Raw genomic sequence first — 21,958 nt, forward strand, 5'->3', positions numbered from 1 at the left:
AAAACAGCAATATGGAATATGTATTTTTGTTAACAAAAAGATAGTAAAAATTAATTTTTTTTAACCTTTTTTTAGTAATATCAAAAATATTTGTATTTTGGTAGCATAAACCATTTAAATCTAACCAAATGAGAGTGTATTTACTTATTTTATCATTGTTCTTCTGTGGGGTTTCCTTTGCGCAGAGTACAATTTCAGGTTCCGTTACCGATGCTAAGAAAGAATCGATTCCGGGAGCTAATATTAATGTTGTTGGGGAATCGAGTGGGGCTTCTACTGATTTTGACGGATCATTTACTTTAAAATCATCCAGAAATCTGCCCTTGACAATAAAAATTACAGCGGTTGGTTATGAGACGAAAACAATTAATGTTACTTCGGCTTCTCAAAAAATCAATGTATCATTAGCAGAAGAAAGAACAATGCTAAATGAAATTGTTGTTTCGGCATCAAGAACTCCGGAAAGAGTTATTGAGTCTCCTGTTACAATAGAGAGAATGGGAATTCAAGATGTAAAAAATACAACAGCTCCTTCTTTTTATGAAGGATTGGAGAATCTTAAAGAGGTTGTTTTTAATACTAGTAGTATATCGTTTAAATCGGTAAATACGAGAGGTTTTGCAACTGTAGCAAATACTCGTTTTATGCAGTTGGTTGATGGGATGGATAATTCATCTCCTGCATTGAACTTTGTACTAGGAAATTTAATTGGTCTGAATGATTTGGATGTTGCAAGTGTGGAGCTTTTGCCTGGAGCATCATCTGCACTTTATGGTGCCAATGCTTTTAACGGTATTTTGTTTATGAATAGCAAGAGCCCGTTTACATATCAAGGAATTAGTACTTATTTTAAATATGGACAAACAACTCAGGATGTTGCTGGGACAAATGATTACGTAGACTTTGGATTTAGAGGTGCTACGGCGTTTGGGAAGCATTTTGCTTTAAAAGCAAACTTTAATTTTGTTCGTGCAACAGAATGGATTGCTGATGATTTGAGAAGTTTGACAGGTGGTTCTATTGGACATGAACACAATCAAAATTATGATGGATTAAATACTTATGGAGATGAAGTAACAACTTTTATTCCGAATGTGGGACAAGTAAGTAGAACTGGATATCATGAAAAAGATCTGAATAATAATAAAGCAGAAAGTGTAAAAGCTGATTTTGCAATGCATTTTAAGCCATGGGATAACGAAACTGAAATTATATTTCAATATAAATTAGGAATTGGAAGTACTATCTACCAAGGGGCAAATAGGTATTCTTTGAAAAACTTTTTTATGGATCAAACCAAAATAGAGGTGAAAGGGAAGAACTTTTTTGCGCGAGTTTATATGACGACAGAGGATGCTGGAGATTCTTATGATATGCGTTTTGCGGGTTGGAATATAAATAGAGCTGCAAAATCGGATACAGAGTGGTTTACAAATTATGCTACCGCATATCAATATGCTGGAGCAGTTATGGGTACAAATGCCGATCAATCGGCTAATATTGCTAGAAGTTTTGCAGATTATAATGTTTTGCCTGCAGCAATATCTTTTATTCCTAAGCCAACAGGATTGCCAAGGTTCGAGCCTGGTACTCCACAATTTAATACGGCATTTGCTAATGTAACAAGTAACCCAAATCTTACCGAAGGTGCTAAATTTATAGATCATTCAAAATTATATCATTCAGATGTAAACTATAATTTTAAAGATCTTATCAAATTTGCCGAAATTCAAGTTGGAGGTTCTTGGAGAGAATATGTGATGAATTCTGAGGGAACAATCTTTACCGATTATGATGGGCCTTTAAATTATAAAGAATATGGAGCATATACTCAACTTGCTAAAAAATTCATGGATGATAGGTTGAAGTTTACAGGATCTATTCGTTATGATAAGAGTCAGAATTTTAAGGGGAATGTATCTCCAAGAGTATCGTTTGTTTATTCTGCGGGTGAATCAAAAGTTCATAATTTTAGAGTTTCTTATCAAACAGGTTTTAGAAATCCAACTACACAAGATCAGTACATTGGTCTTGACTTAGGTCCATTTGCATTAATTGGTTCTGCACCAGAAAATCTAGATCGCTTTACGGAGGTTAGAAATGTGAGCCCTGCAGGTCAGGCGGCAGGTAATCCAGCGACAGTAGAGATGTCTGGGCAAAATGCATACCATAATGCATATACCGTAGCTTCTGTTCAGGCATTTGCGGCCTCTTCTAATCCGAAAGATCTTGTAGTGGCAAATATTGGATTGGTGAAGCCAGAAGAAGTTCAGGCTTTTGAGGTTGGATATCGTTCGGTAGTAAGAGATTTTTCAATTGATTTGAATGCTTATTATAATATCTATAATAATTTCATGAATACGGCTCGAGTAATTAGTCCGTATTATGGAAAAGTAGGAACAGATGTTACTAATCCGGATGTATTACAAAGTTATCAGGCATTAGCGTTTGGAGATAGAAGAGTTTATCAGGTTTATACTAATACAAGTGCTCAGATTACCTCTTTTGGTGTTGGGGCAGGTTTGTCTAAAAAAGTATATAAAGATTTTGAAGTAGGTGTTAGTTATAATTATTCTCAATTTAATTTCGATCAATCAAAAGATCCAGGATTTGTAGCTGGTTTTAATACTCCAAAACATAGAATAAAAGGTTCATTTGGAAATTCAAAATTATTTAAAAATTTTGGGTTTAATATGAATGTAAGGTGGAATACTGCTTATTTATGGGAGGCATCTTTTGCAGATGGAATTGTTCCGGAAAATACAGTGTTTGATGCTCAGGTAAATTATGGAATTCCTAAATTGAAATCGGTTATCAAGGTTGGAGCTACAAATATTTTTGGAAAAGATTATATTCAGGTAATAGGGGCAGGTTTAATAGGGCAACAATGGTTTGCTTCATGGACAATTAACCCGTAATTAAATTATTGGAATATATAATTTAATACTCCTTTTTTGATTTAAGGGGTTTGGGAAAATGAATATTAATAAAAAAAAATAACAGATCATGATAAAAAATTTTAAATGGCTATTATTGGTTTCTTTAGCCTTTGTAGCATGTAATAACGATGATGATAATGACACGCCAGCTGAAATTCCAGTAACGCCAGGTACGGCAGTTTTTACAAAATATGTTGCTCTGGGAGATTCTTTTGCAGCAGGATATAGTGATGGAGCGCTTTTTATAAAGGGACAGAGTAATGCATATTCAAATATATTATCGCAACAATTTGTAGCGGCAGGCGGTGGTACTTTTACTACGCCGTTAATGAATGATAATATAGGAGGATTGTTATTTGCAGGGAATGTGGTTGCAGGACCCCGCTTATATTTTAACGGAGTAGGACCAGTTCCGGTAACGGGTACTCCTACAACCGAAGTAACGACACATCTGGCAGGGCCATTTAATAATTTAGGGGTTCCTGGGGCGAAAAGTTTTCATCTTATGGCAGCTGGTTATGGTAATGTTGCTGGTGTTCCATCTGGAGCGTCAAATCCATATTTTGCTCGTTTTGCAAGCTCATCAACAACTACAGTTTTAGCTGATGCAGTGGCTCAGGCTCCTACTTTTTTCTCTTTGTTTATTGGAGGAAATGATATTTTAAGTTATGCAACATCTGGGGGTGTTGGAAAAGATCAAACGGGGAATCCAAACCCTGCAACCTATGGTAGTAACGATATTACAGATCCCACAGTATTTGCAAATGTGTATACAGCTTTAATTACGGGTTTAACTGCAAATGGAGCAAAAGGAGTAGTTGCAAATTTACCTTATGTAAGTGCCTTGCCTTATTTTACAACCGTGCCTTATAATCCTGCACCATTGACAGCCACATTAGCGACACAGTTAAATGCGGGATATGCTGTTTATAATGGAGGTTTGCAAATGATGGTTACTAATGGATTGTTAACAGCTGCAGAAGCAACTCGAAGAACAGTAAAATTTGCAGCAGGGAATAATGCAGTTGTTATTGTGGATAGCTATTTGACTAATCTTGCTGCGTATGGGCTTCCTTCTTATAGGCAAGCTACAAAAGAAGATTTTTTGGTGTTGACTTCCCGAACATTTATAGGAACTTTGGTTGGTGGAGATCCTACGAAAGTAAATGGTTTGTCGGTTCCATTGGCAGATAATTGGGTGTTGTCAATAGATGAAGCCAAAGAAGTGAGAACAGCGACTGATGCTTATAATCTTACAATTAAAGCTGTTGCTGATGCAAAAGGGTTAGCATTTGTAGATACCAGATCGGTTATGTCTCAATTATCTAATGGAGGAGTTACTTTTGGAAATTATAATATGACTGCTACTTATGTTACTGGTGGTGCTTTTTCGCTTGACGGAATACATCCAAGTCCAAGAGGATATGGTTTAATAGCTAATATTTTTATTGATGCTATTAATGCTAAATATAGTTCTACATTGCGACATGTTGATTTGGGAGTATACCCAATTCAGTATCCTGCAATAATACAATAAAGCCAATTTTTTTTTAGTAGGAAAGCCACCCGTTATTGTAATGTGGTGGTTTTTTTTATTCATTGTCAGGATAGACTTTTAAGCAATCGATGTACTTATTTTTACTAACTAATAAAAATATGGTATTTTTTCTAAAAAAAGTTATTGATTTTATATTTTAAAAATTATCTTTGCGCACTGAAAAAAGAGGTATTTTCGTTAAACCTAAATAGCTATTTAATAAACACATACAGTAATGTCAAAAGTAATAGGAAAAGTTGCCCAAATCATTGGACCAGTAGTTGATGTCGTTTTCAACGGTAAAGATGTTGAACTTCCAAAAATTTATGATTCATTAGAAATCACTAAAAAAGACGGAACATTGTTAGTTCTTGAAGTACAATCTCATATCGGAGAAAATACAGTTCGTACAATATCAATGGACTCAACAGATGGTTTGAGTCGTGGATATGAAGTAGTTGGAACTGGAAATCCAATCCAAATGCCAATCGGTCCAGATGTATATGGTCGATTATTCAATGTAATTGGAGATGCAATTGATGGTTTAGGGAACTTGCCAAAAACAGGAGAAAATGGATTGTCTATTCACAGACAAGCACCAAGATTCGAAGATTTATCAACTTCTTCTGAAGTTTTATTCACAGGTATTAAAGTAATCGATTTGATTGAGCCTTATTCAAAAGGGGGTAAAATTGGATTGTTTGGTGGTGCAGGTGTTGGTAAAACAGTATTGATCCAAGAGTTGATTAACAATATCGCAAAAGGTCACGGTGGACTTTCTGTATTCGCAGGAGTAGGAGAAAGAACACGTGAAGGAAATGACTTACTTCGTGAGATGTTGGAGTCTGGAATTATAAAATATGGTGATGATTTCATGCACTCTATGGAAAATGGAGGATGGGATTTATCTAAAGTTGATATGCCAGGAATGAGAGAGTCTAAAGCTACTTTCGTTTTCGGACAAATGAATGAGCCTCCTGGAGCTCGTGCTCGTGTAGCACTTTCAGGATTATCTATTGCTGAGTATTTCCGTGATGGAGCAGGAACTGATCAAGGTAAAGACGTATTGTTTTTCGTTGATAACATCTTCCGTTTTACACAAGCAGGTTCAGAGGTTTCGGCTCTTTTAGGTCGTATGCCATCTGCGGTAGGGTATCAACCAACATTAGCAACAGAAATGGGTGCGATGCAGGAACGTATTACATCTACAAACAAAGGTTCTATTACATCTGTACAAGCGGTTTACGTACCTGCGGATGATTTAACTGACCCGGCGCCAGCAACAACGTTTGCTCACTTAGATGCAACAACTGTATTGTCTCGTAAAATTGCTGAGTTAGGTATTTATCCAGCGGTTGACCCATTGGATTCTACTTCAAGAATTTTGACTCCTCAAATTTTAGGAAATGAGCATTATGATTGTGCACAAAGAGTAAAAGAAATTCTTCAAAAATACAAACAATTGCAAGATATTATCGCGATTCTAGGTATGGAAGAATTATCTGAAGAAGATAAATTATCTGTATCAAGAGCACGTCGTGTACAACGTTTCTTATCTCAACCTTTCCACGTAGCGGAGCAATTTACAGGTATTCCTGGAGTTTTGGTTGACATTAAAGATACTATCAAAGGATTTAATATGATTATTGATGGTGAGTTAGATCATCTTCCAGAAGCAGCTTTTAACCTTAAAGGTTCTATTCAAGATGCTATCGAAGCTGGAGAAAAAATGTTGGCAGAAGCGTAATTCAATTGATAATTATCAATTGAGAATTATCAATTATCAATTATAACGAATTATGATTTTAGAAATAGTATCACCAGAAGTAAAATTATTTTCAGGAGAAGTTACTTCGATTACCCTTCCGGGAGTTGATGGAAGTTTCCAGATCTTAAATAATCATGCACCAATTGTTTCTTTATTAAAAAAGGGGATTGTGAAAATTGAAGGAACAAGTTTCAATTTCTCTAAAGAAGCAACAAGTAAATTCACGAAAGTAAATGATCAAACCTATACATTGGCAATTGAATCAGGAACAATCGAAATGAAAGACAATAAAGCAATTATTTTAGCAGACTAAAATAATTCAAGATAAAGTTGAAAAAGCCAGACATAATTTGTCTGGCTTTTTTTATGCTAATGTTTTTTGTAAAGTTTATTCTTTATCTTTGGAGTATTAACATCTCTTTATAAAATATCGATTCTAGTATGAAAGCATTGTAATGCTTTTGTTTGCTTCGTTTTATCAAACCGATAAAGCAAAGATTATCTATGTCAAATTTTATAAAGAAAACAAATGAAAAATATAATAAAAGTAGCTGTTTTAGGCGGCGGTGGGCGAACTGGAAAATATGTTGTTGACCAGTTATTAAGCCAAGGATTTAATGTAAAACTTCTTCTGAGAAATCCTGAAAATTTTCTAAATACAAATCCATTAATCGAAATTATAAAAGGCGATGCTATCGATCCTAAGTCTATAGAGTTCCTACTTAAAGGATGTCAGGCTGTGATAAACACAATAGGACAAAGGCAAGGCGAACCACTTGTAGCGAGTAAAGCAACAATGAATATTCTAAAAGCAATGAGTCATTTTGGTATTCAGCGGTATGTTTTATTGGCTGGTCTTAATATCGATACACCATTTGATAAAAAAGGAGAGAAAACTACTCTGGCGACAGAATGGATGAAAGCGAATTTTCCTGTGATTCAGGAAGACCGACAAAAAACGTATGATCTTTTGGTTGAGAGTACTATTAATTGGACTCTCGTTAGGGTTCCGTTTATTGAATTTACAGATGCTAGTGCAGAAATTGCAGTAAGTATTGAAGACTGTTTAGGCGATAAAATAAATGCTACAGATATAGCACGTTTTATGATTAGTGAGATCTCTGATGACAAATTCATTAAACAGTCTCCTTTTATAGCCAATATTTAAAATCTAAAAACTATAAACAGCGAGTCATTTCAGGCTCGCTGTTTATTTAATAATGATAATCAATTTCATAACTTTGTATTTATGAAATTACCAGAAAATCTTACTCAAAAGTTAGCTGTTAGAAAGCAAAATAATGCGCTGAGACAATTGACTGATATTAATGCGTTAATCGATTTTACTTCCAATGACTATATTGGGTTTTCAAAATCTGCAGCGATTTTTAATAAAACGCATCAATATTTACTTGATACCCAAAAGATACAAAATGGAGCAACTGGTTCAAGATTGATTTCTGGAAATCATTCTCTTTATCAAATTACTGAAACTTTTATAGCACAATTTCATGAGTCAGAAGCGGCTTTAATCTTTAATTCGGGTTATGATGCCAATGTTGGTTTTTTTGGTTCTGTGCCGCAGCGTAATGATGTTATTTTATATGATGAGTTAAGTCACGCTTCTATTCGTGATGGGATTTTAATGTCGAATGCCAAATCATATAAATTTAATCATAATGATTTTGAAGATTTAGAACGACTTATCTTAAAATATCAAAGAGCTGTCATCCCGAGCGGAGTCGAAGGAGAAGCGGCTATTTTAAATTCTATTTATATAGTTACTGAAAGTGTTTTTTCTATGGATGGTGATTGTCCCAATTTAGAGGAATTAGTAGTATTATCCGAAAAATATAATTGTTACCTCGTTATTGATGAAGCTCATGCATTAGGAGTTTTTGGCGAAAAAGGGGAGGGATTAGTACAATTTTTAGGATTGCATAATCGGATTTTTGCCAGAGTTATGACTTTTGGTAAAGGCTTAGGATGTCATGGGGCGGCTGTTCTTGGTTCGGAAGAATTAAAAGAATACCTCGTTAATTTTGCAAGAAGTTTTATTTATACAACGGGATTATCTCCACATTCGGTTGCGACTATTTTTATCGCTTACCAACAATTGGTAGTCGAGAAAGAGATCATCGAAAAATTACGTGGGAATATTGTTTGTTTTAATCAGGAGAAAAAACTTTTAGGATTACAGCCTATGTTTGTTAGGAGTAAATCGGCTATTCAATCGGCAATAATTCCGGGTAATGAGAATGCAAAGGCTGTTGCCGAAAAAATGCAGGAAAAAGGATTTGATGTAAAAGCAATACTTTCGCCAACAGTTCCGGAGGGACAAGAGCGATTGCGCTTTTGTATTCATAGTTATAATACTCATGAAGAAATAACTGGAGTGTTGACTTTGTTGAGTAGCTTTGTCTTTTAAAAATAACGATTACACAAAGATTTTCGAAACAAAAAATATATGAAACTATTTATAACAGGAATATCCACCGATGTAGGCAAAACTATTACTTCTGCTATAATCGTTGAAGCATTGGAGGCTGATTATTGGAAACCAATTCAAGCTGGAGATTTGGAGAATTCGGATGCTGCAAAAGTTCAGTCGAAAATCTCAAATACTAAATCTCAATTTCACAACAATTCTTATGCTTTAAATACACCTGCAAGTCCACATTTGGCTGCAGAAATTGATGGAATTACCATTGATTTGAATAAAATAACGGAACCTGAAACTAACAATCATTTGGTTATCGAGGGAGCGGGCGGGCTATTTGTTCCATTAAATGATAAAGAATTTGTTATTGATTTAATTCGGCATGATTATAAAGTAATTGTGGTTTCCAGACATTATTTAGGAAGTATTAATCACACCTTGCTTACTATTGAAGCTTTGCAAAATCGAAAATTAAATATTGCAGGAATTATTTTTAGCGGAAGCGAAAACAAATCTTCCGAAACAATTATTCTTAATAGTATGGGAATAAAATGCATTGGAAGAATTGACGAAGAACCTTATTTCGATCAAAATGTAATTCGCGAATATGCTGATTTGTTTAAAGATAATTTGTTGTCATTAGGGGAATCTATCCCGAGGCTTCAGGACTAAAATTAAAAATCTACAATATTATATCAGATGACATTATCAGAGAAAGACAGCCAATATCTTTGGCATCCTTATACACAACATAAAACTGCAGCTGTTCCTATTGCTATTTCTAGAGGAGAAGGGGCGTTGCTTTGGGACGAAAATAATAAAGAATATATAGATGCAATTGCCTCTTGGTGGGTTAACCCTTTTGGGCATAGTAATCGTTTTATTGCTGATGCTATTTATAAACAATTAACGACTTTGGAGCATGTTTTGTTTGGTGGATTTACTCATGAACCAGCGATTGTGCTTGCCGAAAGACTTATTGAGATTTTACCTAAAAACCAACAGAAAATATTTTTCTCGGATAATGGTTCAACGGCTGTAGAAGTCGCTATAAAGGTGGCTTTGCAATATTTCTTTAACAAAGGAGAAAAACGTACTACGATTATTGCTTTTGAAAATGCTTTTCATGGAGATACATTTGCAGCAATGGCAGCGAGCGGAATTTCATTTTATACGCAAGCTTTTCAAGGTATGTTTATAGATGTGGTTCGAATTCCAGTTCCAGTAAAAGGTCATGAACAAGAGAGTTTTGATGCTTTAAAAGAAGTAATCAAAGACAAGAATTGTGCAGGGTTTATTTTTGAACCATTAGTACAAGGTGCAGCGGGAATGGTTATGTATGAGCCAGAAGCACTGGGGACTTTAATCCAGATTTGTGCAGCAAATAATGTCCTTACTATTGCCGATGAAGTCATGACGGGTTTTGGTAAAACAGGAAAAACATTTGCAATGGATTATCTGGATGAAATGCCAGATATGATGTGTCTTTCAAAAGCATTAACAGGAGGAACAATTCCTATGGCAATTACTACTTTTACACAAGAAGTTTTTGATGCTTTTTATGACGATGATATTAATAAAGCATTGTTTCACGGGCATACTTTTACTGCTAATCCTACAGGATGTGCGGCGGCTTTGGCAAGTATTGATTTGTTGCAAACTCTGGAAATGCAGGTCAATATTGAACGTATAAATAAAAGCCATTTGAATTTTCAGAATAAAATAAAAAATCACCCAAAAGTTGTTACAACCAGAGTTTTAGGAGTTATTTTTGCATTGGAAATAAAATCTGATTCAGAAGAAAGTTATTATGGCTCGATGAGAAATAAGCTCTATAATTTTTTTATCGATAAAGGAGTTATTCTAAGACCTGTTGGGAATATAGTTTACATCTTGCCGCCATACATTATTAGCAATAAGCAACTTGAAAAAGTGTACTCGATCATTGAAGAAGCTATAGAGATGGTTTGATTAGATATCTTGGATTATTAGATTTCTTAGATTTTTTGGGTTTAGTTTAGTATTAAAACCTTCCGAACTTTTAGTTAAATAAATTATTGACATTGAATAAAAAAATTGCCATAACTGCCTTTTCTTCTATTTCACCTTTAGGAAATAATCCAAAAGATATTTGGGAGAATTATTTAAGTAATAAGCACTGTTTTACTTTACAACGGCTAGATAAACAGGAAACTCCTGTTGCAACTCTTAATGCTGATTCTAAAGAAATTGTAGATCAGGTTCGTAATTCGGATATTAAATATAAATTTCTTGACAATAGTGTTTTGTTTGCTTTAGCAGCATCTCGGCAAGCGATAAAAAAATCAGGATGGAATTCAGAGGCTGTTTTCGGGATTAATATTGGGTCTTCTCGTGGAGCTACGGATTTATTCGAAAAACATTTTCAGGAATATTTAGAAACGGGAAAAGCACAAACACTAGCTTCTCCAACAACAACTTTGGGTAATATTTCTTCTTGGATTGCACATGATTTACAAAGTTCAGGTCCCGAAATTTCGCATTCGATTACTTGTTCAACAGCCTTACACGCCTTACTAAATGGGGTGGCTTGGCTAAGAGCAGGAATGGTCGATAAATTTTTGGTTGGAGGAAGTGAAGCTCCATTGACAGATTTTACGATTGCACAAATGCGAGCATTGAAGATTTATTCACGTATAGATTTAAATATGGATAAATGGCCAAATCTAGCATTCGATTTAGATAAAACTCAAAACACAATGGTTTTGGGCGAAGGTGCGGCAGTTTGTTGTCTTGAATCTGGAGAGAAAGAAAACGCGATTGCATACGTTACAGGGGTAGGGTATGCTACAGAGGTTTTGGAGCATAATATATCTATTTCGGCAGAAGCTACTTGTTTTCAAAAATCAATGAAAATGGCTTTGGAAGGAATAAATCCCAATGATGTAGATGTAATTGTAATGCATGCTCCTGGCACTATAAAAGGAGATTTGACGGAGTATAAAGCAATCCAGAAAGTATTTGGCTCTGTGCTTCCTTTACTTACTACCAATAAATGGAAGATCGGGCATACCTTTGGAGCTTCGGGAATATTAAGTGTAGAAATGGCAATTTTAATGATCCAACATAATACATTTATTGGTGTCCCTTTTGCAGAAGCACAAAAGCAAACGAATCCTATCAAAAGGGTATTAATAAATGCAGTGGGCTTTGGTGGAAATGCAGTGAGTATTTTACTTGAAAAAGCATAAAAGCAAAGCGGGCTATCATTATGATAGCCCGCTTTGTTTTATTACAAAATTATCTTTTTTGTAATTATTAAATTGTTTTCAGTTTTAACTTTAACAATTACGACTTGATTCGGGAACTTTATTTCTCCTGTACTAAATGTGATATTATTTATAGTATCTTTTTTATATATAGTCTTACCTAATATGTCATAAATAACAACAGACTCAATATTTTGCTCATCGGATGATATCTGAACCTGATGATTTTTATTAAAGATTACAATTCCGTTTTGAGCTAATTCAGGAGTGTCTATTCCTAACGTTTTTTGAGAAAAGCTCAATGTAAAACGATCATTGAAAGTGCCTGGTTCTGATTTAAAAGAATAACGGGTATTTTTTAAGTTGGTTGTAGTATTTGTTGTTTTATCGGTTAAAAATACTCTTTGATTTTGAAAAAAGCCATCTAAGCTTTCAATCCCGATAGTATAATCACCAGCAGTACTCGTGATGATTCCAAGAGGAATGATTTCGGTTTCGTCAAATGGTAAAGCACGCCCTTGAATTACTAAGTTTTCATTATCTAAAACGGAATAGATTGCTGTTCCAGAAGCATATGAGCTACCGTCATAAGCATCATCTTTGTCATTTGTGGCTCCTGTTATATATCCTAAAAGCATTTCGTTATATTGACCTTCATCATTTTTTAGGTTTAACCAAACTCTGTTTTTTTCTATAGTTGCTGTGGCTTGTTTTTGTGATTTAGAAGGTTTTGAAAATTCACTATTATTCGCCAATGTTTTAACTCTCATGGCATTGTTGTAAGTTAAACTTCCAGAAACCTTGGCTTCTACAAAAAAACCTTGACCCGAAGCAATGCTTCCTGTTGCTTTTGTACTACCACAAGTTGTACAGTTGGTGATATCGCCAGTACCCGTTGAACCAGTGGCATTGTATGAAATGTAATCGGCTGCACTATAGTTGTAAATTCCATTTGCATCTGGAGTAGAACTTATTCTTGTATTATGAGTCCAGAAATAAAAAGTCCCTTTTATTAAAGTACTGTTTTGTGCATAGAATAAGTCTGCACTTAATGCAGATGGATATGGGTTTCCAATTAAATTGGCTGTTGGGTATGTTCCTACAGTAGTTACATTTAGTGAATTTATTCCGTTGTTTGGTCTACCTATAAAATTGGCAGTATATAATGTTTTAACCGATGGATCTCTTGAGAAATCTTGTGGAGCTCTTACAAGGTATCCTTTTCCAGGAATCATAACCTCAGTACCATTATCATTTGTAACATATCCAGTAGTAGGGTTATAATAATAATATTTATCCCAAAGCGTATTCGGGGATAGCTTTTTTAAGGTAAAACCCGAATCTATTGTAAGTGGAGATGACCAATATGTGAAGTCAAAAAGATATACGGGTTTTGTTATTCTCTCCATTTCAAATGAATCTGCCGCTCCTGTATAAGTTGCGTTATCATTTGTTTGTACTAAAGAGCCATTGTTTTTTATAATTAATTTACCACCTGTACCTACAGTAATATTTTCATTAACTACTAATAGTTTATCCGAGTTTACAGTGAATTTTTTTCCAGCTGCTATAGTACATGAGCATACTTCTATGTTTGAGTCTAATGCTAAATTATCATTAACTATTATTGAGCCACCACTAGGAGGAGTTGATCCGTTATAAACATAAGGAACATCTATAAAATTAATTACCAACAGAGCATCGCCTGCATTTTCTTTTAATCGTACTTCTACTTCCGAATTTTTGTCCAATTGATAATAAGCACTGGTATTAATTAGTGTAGGGGCATTGATATTACCTCCTGCAGTATATATTTTCGTACCATTTAAGTAAATTTCGGCATCATCATCACAATTTGCAACTTGTATATTATATCTTCCACAAGGGAATCCTTTTCGTTTATGTGATGTTGTAAAATTGTCTATTGGGACCGGAGCTCCTTGCCAGCTAGTTGCAGCGGAAGGGGATGCGGCTTTATTCCAGAAATTCGTTGTATCTATATTAAGGTTTGTATCTAGATAAGTACCTGCAAAACTGGATGCTGGTAATGCAAAATTAGGAGTTGTATAGCCGTAAACATTCCATACTTTATCACCATAAGGTTGATTAAGAGTCATGTTGGTGTTTATTTGTCCATAAGAGAAAGAAATTCGACTTGAGCCAGCATTTTCATAGTATTCTAAAATAAATTCATGAACACCAGCAGTCAGTGTTTGCTGAACGGCATATGAAGTATAAGCATGGTCATTCCATTGGTTGAGTCCTGAAACGAGTACTCCGTCTATATATAATCTAGCACCATCATCACTTCCTATGGTAATGTTGTATGTACCTGCGACAGTAGTAGTTTTCATTTTATAGCGAACAAAAAACTTGTCGGAAGGCGGAGTGCCACATATAAATCGTGTTGTACCATTTACTTGACCATCGCCAATATTTCTATCAAAAAGGGTAGGTTCGGTTACGTATCCAATGTAGTCTGTTGCAGCAGGTGATCCAGTCCAATTGTATACATATCCGATCCATGAATTATTACCAAATGTGTTTTGATCTCCTTGCGAACAGCTTACTAATTCATGTGCTCCCATATAAGGTTTAGTTCTTGTAACGCCATCAATGTCTGTTGTTACTGCTGCTAAGGAAGTACCAACTAATAATTTATTTGTAGTATTGTTTGCGTTTAAGTATAGCCCAGATAAAAATGTTGGCTGAAGATTTAAAGAATGTGAGTCTTGATTACCAGTAGCAGTTTGCCAATTTGCAAGGCTAGTAGAATCTGTAAATCCAAATCGTCCAATTTTAGCATTTGCAGAAGTATAATAATAATCGTTATAATCGATAGTTGTAAATGCCGAATTACCTTCATTTAAGATCAGGTATTGAGTTCCTTGGGTTTGGATATTATAAAGAATATTATCTACAACGCTTAAAGTATTACCGCTTTTAATATAAATACAAGACGAGCGTCCTCCTGTATTTGTTGCATTCATGTATATGGTGTTATGGTATATTTTGTTATTGTTGTTCTCAATATAAATACCATGTCCTTTTGTATTGTAGTTATAAGTATCATCGTTTATGGCAGATGTTCTTATATTGCTAATCATATTGTTGTATACAATATTGTTTGTACTATTGATATAAATTCCTGCACAATAGGTGTAATCTCCTGTTGCATTGTAGACGTCTCGAATTATATTTTTATATATTAATCCATTACTTTTCCCATTGATTATTATTCCAGAATGTAATGTACCTGCTGCATTAGTACTATTTTTTAGAAGCCCATCGATGGTGTTGCCAGAAACATCATAATCTTTTGCATTATTCAATGCTATACCTGCAAATGGTTTGTCTGCATCTGTTGTTCCGCCAATTATATTATTTTGGATTTTCCAATCACTTGAAAGAGAAGTGTTGTTTCCATTTAAGTAAATGGCTTGTCCTACTTTTGTAAAGGTAACATTCTTTATTGTGTTGTAGGAATTTGCAGCTTCAGCAGCACTTGAGACACTACTGTTTCCACCGGAAAATACACCAACAGATAAATCATCGTCCTTGTAATATTGCTTTAAAATTAAGTTTTTAATTTCATTATTATTTGCACCATTTGCATTGTTTTCACTTGTAATCCAAATAACTGCTTTTTTTTGGTTAAGAGGGTTGTTATTGTATATAGTTAAGTCTTTACTGGAGGTATTGTTATTACTGCCATCAAAGATTATATTATCCGTACCGTTAAGTTTAAAAACGGTTGGTGTAGAACTTGAAGTTGGAAAATTTGTAGATTCTATAGTTACTGTTTTTCCTATATTAGGTTTAAAAGTTACTTTATAAGAAGTATTTCCTGTATAAGAGTTGATATTTATGGGAAAAATTTCATTTGTACCTCTATTATAATTAGTATTGTCAAGCAGAAAAATAACGTTTCCAGAAATGCCAACTTCATTTAATGCATTTACAGCAGAAGTAATTGTTGGAAAATTAGCCGATGTATTATTTCCTATTACATAGCTTCCACTCATAGGAGAAGGAACTTTATTTATTGTACCCGATACTTTTAATAAGTTAGCGTTCATTAATTTCCAATCGCCTCCACCATTATAAGCATAGAATCGGATATATATGTTTTCACCGCCATCAACAGGGATGTTAAGTCCGGTAAGATTTCCATTAACAGGTGTGTTATTTATAGAAGCATTGGTTACTATGCCTAAATTGATAGGATTTGAAAAGTCGGCTTGCTTTGAGTACATGACTTGATAAGAACTACTATTGCCCTTATAAGTGAATTGAATTTGATTAATAGTAGCCTTTCCATCTAAAATTTGGCCGACTACAATTTGAAAATATTTTGAAGTGTCAATAACATTTGCTTTTGGCCATCCTGTTCCGATAATCCCATCATACGAAGCTGTCGGGCCAGTCGCTAGACCTGAACCAGTGACATTAGTCGCAATAATATAATTGTTAATTATTGTTGGAGTTAAATCTGTTGATCCAGTCCATTGAACAAAATCAACAATTTGTGTAAATCCCAAAGCGGGTAGAAATAAAAGTAAAAATAAAATTCTTTTCATAAAGTAGTATTAAATACGTGGTATTTTTGCTGTGCTTTTTTTATTTAACGCGCAAAAATACATCTACTTACGAAGTAAATTTGTTAATGGATTTTTATTTTTTTAAGTTTTCGATGAAATGTTAAAAAAACCGATAAAATACAATTTATAATTATTTTATGAGGTTTTTACTTATTATTTAACCTTGATTTTTATTGTTTTGGGAAAGTATTTATTAAAAGAATAATTACTTGTCAAAAAGAGTTTGATTTACTCGTTTAAAAAAGTTATTTGGAAGTAGTATCTGTTTATAAAGATGTAAAGATCTTTTTTTTCGATATAATTTATTTTGTAATTGCTTCAAGTTCCTTTACTTTTTCATATACCATGTTACTTTCATAGCCTCGACGTAGTATATAATCACAAAACTTCTTACGTTTTTTAAGCTGATTGTTTTCTTGTATGCTATCCCAGCATTTTTGGGCTAGTTGTTCAAAAGTATCTAGGTATTCTTCGGTACTGATTCCCGCAAGTGCAAGAGTAATATTGGTGGAAGTAATATTACGCATTTTGAGTTCGTTTACAATTCTAATTTTTCCCCATTTTTTTATTCGGTGTTTGCCTTGAGCAAAACTACAGGCAAAACGAGTCTCATTAAGAAAATTATCTGTAATGAGTTGTACCACAATAGTGTCTATTTCATCAGGAGTCATTTTTAAGCTATATAGTTTTGATACAACTTCGTCATGACAACGTTCTTGATAGGCACAAAAATGTTCTAATTTTTGCAAAGCTTCTTTAGGAGTACAAACTGATTTCATTATTTTTTGATGATCTTATTATATAATAAACAAATGTAAAGCTTTAATTTTTTTTAAAACCCCTTTGATTTTGTACGGTGATATAATAAATAATTGATTATTTAAATCTTCTATATGAATGAAATTATGTACAAACTTCATATTGTTGAAAAAATGAAGATTATAACTTATTGGAATATAATGTGTTAAATATGTGCAGGTAATGTAATTTTTAACGTTGTACTGCATAATAATATGAATAATATTACATACTCTTCCCGATTTTTTTGATTATATTTATGGGAATGTTCTCAAGTAGCTTAAATTCAGTTAGTTGGAGCCTTTAACTTCTTTTGAGAAAAAGAACATATTATAGATTAATCTTCAGTCTAGCCATGTTATCTTTTTCAATACCACTCATATAATGCACAGAGAATTAATTGATGGATTTTTTTTATTATCATTAAAACCTATTTATTATGAGACTAAAATTATCATTGTTATTCGTTTTTATTAGTTTTTATTCATGGTCACAAACTACAACTCCATTTGCAGCTAGTGGTACATTCAATGTGCCCGCGGGTGTGACTAGTATCACTGCTCAGGCTTGGGGTGGGGGTGGATCTGGTGGTGGCGCTGGTGGCGCCGGTTTACTTTTAGGTCGTGGAGCAGCAGGTGGAGGTGGTGGCGCTTATGTAAGTGCTGCACTTACAGTTACTCCTGGAGCGGCTTTGAGCGTGGTTGTTGCAGGTGCTACTCCTGGAACTATTATAGCAAATGGTACTGCCGGAGGTAGTTCTACCATTACGGGTTTCGAAGCTTCATTTTTAGCAGTTGGAGGATCAGGAGGAGGAGCTAATGTAGGAACTACTCCTGGGGCTGCTGCTGGCGGTACAGTTGCTGCTTCAGCTGGAACGACTAAGACCGCTGGAGGAAATGGAGGGGCTGGTGCTTCGACACTATTATCGTTAGTTCTTAGTTCTGGAGCTGGTGGTGCGGGAGGAAATTCTGGCGGCGCAGGAGGTGTTGGTATTTCAAGCTTACTTTTAGGAAATGGACCAGGAAATGCTGGTGCAGCCCCGGGTGGTGGTGGTGGTGGTGCTATAAATTCGGCATTAGGTTCAGACCAAGTTGGAGGTACTGGTGCAGCAGGTCAAGTGTTAATTACTTATACCTGTCCAACATATAATATCACTGGAACAGCTGCAACAAATATATGTTCTTCAACTGGTAGTACATCTACAGTAACATTAACTTCAAGTGCTGTATTATTGCCAGTTGGTAATTATGTTGTAACTTATAATAGGAGTAGTCCAAGTGCTACTGGATTAACTGCAAACATGACAGTTAGTACTGCGGGAACAGGGACTTTTACAGCTGTAGGGTTAACTACTGTAGGCTCTAGTACGATAACAATTACAACGCTTGCTTCAGGAGCTTGTTCCTCTAGCATAAGCGCCACCAATACGGCTACAATTGTAGTTTCTCCTGCAACAGTTGGAGGAACGATAAGTGGAGGAACTTCAATTTGTATAGGAAATACAAGTGGTTTGTTAACATTGTCTGGTAACACGGGATCGGTTGTTAAATGGCAATCTTCGGTAAGTCCATTTTCGACATGGTCGGATATAAGTAATACAAATACAACATATACTTCAGGGGCGCTATCAGTGACAACTCAATTTAGAGCTGTTATTCAAAGCGGAGTTTGTGTTCAAGTTGATTCTTCGCCAATAACTGTTACAGTAAATCCTTTACCAACTATAACGCTATCTGCAACTGCAACAACTGTTTGTTTTAGTTCCAGTACACAAAATACAACATTAAGTTATAGCGGGACTACTGGAACTCCAACAACTTATAGCATTGTTTGGAATTCATCTCCTGCAAATAGTTTTGCAGCGGTTACTAATGTGACTCTGCCTGTAAGTCCGATTACGATTGCTATACCTGCAGGGACTAGTGCAGGAACTTATACAGGTACACTAACGGTTACTAATGCTAATGGTTGTATTAGTAGTCCTGGTTCTGTTTTTACTATAACGATAAACCCATTGTCGGCAGTTGTAGCATCGGCGTCAACGGTAAATGTTTGTTCTAGTGCTAGTGCACAAAATACTACATTGAGTTATAGTGGGGCTACAGCAAGTCCAACAACTTATAGTATAGTCTGGAATTCATCTCCGACGAATAGTTTTGTAGCAGTTACCAATGCTGCTTTGTCGGCAAGTCCCATCACAATTGCTGTTCCTGCTGGAGCCACTTCAGGCACATATACAGGAACGCTAACAGTGAGTAATGCAAATAGTTGTGTAAGTAGCCCAGGGTCAGTCTTTACTGTAAATATAAATACTACTCCAACTGCTCCGGCAATAGGAACGATTACATTACTAACTTGTGCAATCCCAACAGGTAGTATTGCCTTAAGTGGGCTTCCATCGGGAGGGGTATTAACTCAATATCCGGGAGGAGCCAATGTGTCTTACACAGGTACTACAACTACAGTTTCCGGTCTTACTCCTAATACTTATACTTTTACGACAGGGAATGGAAATTGTACTTCTGCAGTTTCGGCCAATGCTGTTGTTCCTGGTTTGGTAACGAATACATATACTACTGCTTGGTCAAATGGTACTCCGACTGTTGATCAGAATATTATTTTTGCGGGAAATTATTCTTCTTCAGGCGATGTAATAGGGTGTTCTTGTCAGGTAAATTCAGGGATTAGTGTCACAATAAATTCAGGCCATACGCTTACAATAGAAAATGGAGTTACGGTTTCTGGAGGAACCTTGGTATTTAATAATAATGCCAGTTTGGATCAGGTTAATAATGTTGCTAATGTTGGGAGTATTACTTATAAAAGGAATTCAACTCCTATGAATGCCTTTGATTATACCTATTGGTCTTCTCCTGTAGCTGGGCAAGTTCTTAATGTTTTATCTCCTAATACTTTGCCAGATAAATATTTTTCTTATAGTAATGGTTGGGTAACAGAGTCGGGTGCTAATGCAATGTCAGTAGGAAAAGGATATATTATTAGGGTTCCTAAAGATGGTACAATTTGGGGGAATGGTGAAAATGTTGTTTATCCCTATTCTCAACCAGTTCAATTTATCGGAGTTCCAAATAATGGCCCAATTACAGGAGAAACAGTAGCGATAAATGATATATATTTAATAGGGAATCCCTACCCGTCTGCGTTGAGTGCAGACAAATTTTTAGCTGCAAATAGTGCCATTTTAGGAGGAACCATTTATTTTTGGACTCATAACACACCAATAACTCAAAATGGTTCACAATATCTCTATACTTCGAATGATTATGCCTCCTACAATGGAGTTGGTGGGACAAATACGCTTCCTGCGGCATCTGGAGGGGCTACGCCTTTAGGTGATATTGCTGCAGGGCAATCCTTTTTTGGGACAGGTATAGCAAGCGGTGTAATATCATTCACAAATGCAATGCGTGTTGCAGGTAATAATTCTCAGTTTTTTAAATTGAGTCAAGAGGCTAAAGTAGCTGCTAATGGCAAGAATCGATTATGGCTTAATTTGTCTAATGCAGAGGGAGCTTTTAAGCAAATTTTAATTGGCTATGTCGAAGGAGCAACCAATAATTATGACAATAATTTTGATGGATTATCAATGGACGGTAATCCTTACGTTGATTTTTATAGTATTAATAATGCCAATAAATTAGTAATTCAAGGACGCGAGTTGCCATTTAAAGATACCGATGTAATACCATTAGGATATAAATCTACTATTACAGGTAATTTTACAATTGCAATAGATAAGGCAGATGGATTACTTGGGAATCAGGCGGTTTTTCTAGAGGATAAGGTAATGGGATTAAAGTCTGATTTAAGGAATGGTGGATATACATTTAGTAGCGCAGTAGGGACTTTTGATGATCGATTTGTGTTGAGTTATACAAATGTAACATTAGGAACGGGAGAATTAGACATACCAGAAAATACAGTTTTGATAGCGGTTAAAAACAAAGAAATAAGTGTTTCTGCAATTAATCAGGGAATTAATAAAGTATTTGTTTATGATGTATCTGGAAGTTTGCTTTACAGTAAAGATGCAATTTCTAATTCGGCATTTGTCATTGAGCATTTAAAATCAGGTAATCAGGTTTTGTTAGTAAAAGTGATTTTAGATAATAACCATGTCGAAACCAAGAAAGTTATTTTTTAGACTATTAAAGCCGGAACTTAATTTAAAAGCCATTCTTTAAAGGATGGTTTTTTTATGGCTAAATATGATGTGTTGTAATAACTTTAATTTAAAAAAAGATGTGGTAAAGGATTCCAAATTAGTTAATATTTTTTTTGGATAGAAGAGAAGCTAAGATTATAAATCGAAAACCATTTGGCGAAAGGCAAGTGGTTTTCTTTTTGGTATATTATTTATCTAATGAAATAAGTCTAATCGACTTGTTCTCTTTTGCTTAAGCTTGCAAGAAAGATTTTTACACTTTTAAATAGGTTTTTACTTCATAAAATATTTTTTATCCGATTAAATATGTATTTAATCGGATTTTTGTGCAATATGTCGAAAATGTATTTTCCAAAAAAAAAAAGCTTGTGAGAAGTTTTTTTTAGTGTTTTATTTGGTTCGAAATAGCTAAAACTCATATTGTTTATGAGTTAAAGTATT

12 protein-coding genes are annotated in these 21,958 nt (G+C 34.7%); 10 read left to right on the plus strand and 2 right to left on the minus strand.

The window, feature by feature from the left end; genetic code table 11:
- The first annotated feature begins 128 nt into the window (after window positions 1-128).
- From OIU83_RS08490 to OIU83_RS08530, 9 genes are all read left to right on the plus strand, one after another.
- The gene (locus OIU83_RS08490) at window positions 129-2,918 is read left to right on the plus strand and encodes a TonB-dependent receptor (RefSeq protein WP_264205821.1); all 2,790 of its coding nucleotides are present in this window, start codon (window positions 129-131) and stop codon (window positions 2,916-2,918) included.
- A gap of 88 nt (window positions 2,919-3,006) precedes the next feature.
- A complete protein-coding gene (locus OIU83_RS08495) occupies window positions 3,007-4,476 on the plus strand; it encodes an SGNH/GDSL hydrolase family protein (RefSeq protein WP_264205822.1) in 1,470 nt (489 codons plus the stop codon).
- A 235-nt stretch (window positions 4,477-4,711) separates the two neighbouring features.
- Window positions 4,712-6,223, plus strand: coding sequence for a F0F1 ATP synthase subunit beta (gene atpD, locus OIU83_RS08500; protein WP_072957076.1), 1,512 nt, complete (start codon window positions 4,712-4,714; stop codon window positions 6,221-6,223).
- A gap of 52 nt (window positions 6,224-6,275) precedes the next feature.
- Window positions 6,276-6,557: a F0F1 ATP synthase subunit epsilon gene (locus tag OIU83_RS08505; protein WP_264205823.1), complete on the plus strand. Its 282-nt coding sequence runs from the start codon at window positions 6,276-6,278 to the stop codon at window positions 6,555-6,557.
- Window positions 6,558-6,773: 216 nt separating this feature from the next.
- Window positions 6,774-7,412, plus strand: coding sequence for an NAD(P)-dependent oxidoreductase (locus OIU83_RS08510; protein ID WP_264205824.1), 639 nt, complete (start codon window positions 6,774-6,776; stop codon window positions 7,410-7,412).
- An 81-nt stretch (window positions 7,413-7,493) separates the two neighbouring features.
- Window positions 7,494-8,672 (plus strand): aminotransferase class I/II-fold pyridoxal phosphate-dependent enzyme, encoded by a 1,179-nt coding sequence (locus tag OIU83_RS08515; RefSeq protein WP_264205825.1) that lies wholly within the window; start codon window positions 7,494-7,496, stop codon window positions 8,670-8,672.
- 39 nt (window positions 8,673-8,711) lie between these two features.
- The gene (gene bioD / locus OIU83_RS08520) at window positions 8,712-9,356 is read left to right on the plus strand and encodes a dethiobiotin synthase (RefSeq protein WP_264205826.1); all 645 of its coding nucleotides are present in this window, start codon (window positions 8,712-8,714) and stop codon (window positions 9,354-9,356) included.
- Window positions 9,357-9,383: 27 nt separating this feature from the next.
- Entirely contained in the window at window positions 9,384-10,655 is a 1,272-nt protein-coding gene (gene bioA, locus OIU83_RS08525; protein WP_264205827.1) for an adenosylmethionine--8-amino-7-oxononanoate transaminase, read from the plus strand.
- Between the two features lie 92 nt (window positions 10,656-10,747).
- A complete protein-coding gene (locus OIU83_RS08530; protein WP_264205828.1) occupies window positions 10,748-11,914 on the plus strand; it encodes a beta-ketoacyl synthase N-terminal-like domain-containing protein in 1,167 nt (388 codons plus the stop codon).
- A gap of 41 nt (window positions 11,915-11,955) precedes the next feature.
- Here OIU83_RS08530 and OIU83_RS08535 read toward each other — a convergent pair whose 3' ends face one another.
- Together OIU83_RS08535 and OIU83_RS08540 are read right to left on the minus strand one after the other, a co-directional pair.
- Window positions 11,956-16,512 (minus strand): T9SS sorting signal type C domain-containing protein, encoded by a 4,557-nt coding sequence (locus OIU83_RS08535; protein ID WP_264205829.1) that lies wholly within the window; start codon window positions 16,510-16,512, stop codon window positions 11,956-11,958.
- Window positions 16,513-16,835: 323 nt separating this feature from the next.
- Complete coding sequence (locus OIU83_RS08540; protein ID WP_264205830.1) at window positions 16,836-17,312, minus strand: regulatory protein RecX; 477 nt, start codon at window positions 17,310-17,312, stop codon at window positions 16,836-16,838.
- Between the two features lie 458 nt (window positions 17,313-17,770).
- On the opposite strand from OIU83_RS08540, the gene OIU83_RS08545 reads away from it, so the two are divergent.
- Window positions 17,771-21,496 (plus strand): T9SS sorting signal type C domain-containing protein, encoded by a 3,726-nt coding sequence (locus OIU83_RS08545; RefSeq protein WP_264205831.1) that lies wholly within the window; start codon window positions 17,771-17,773, stop codon window positions 21,494-21,496.
- The last annotated feature ends 462 nt before the right edge of the window (window positions 21,497-21,958 follow it).

This window comes from Flavobacterium shii (assembly GCF_025847235.1).
In the GTDB taxonomy this organism is placed as follows: domain Bacteria; phylum Bacteroidota; class Bacteroidia; order Flavobacteriales; family Flavobacteriaceae; genus Flavobacterium; species Flavobacterium shii.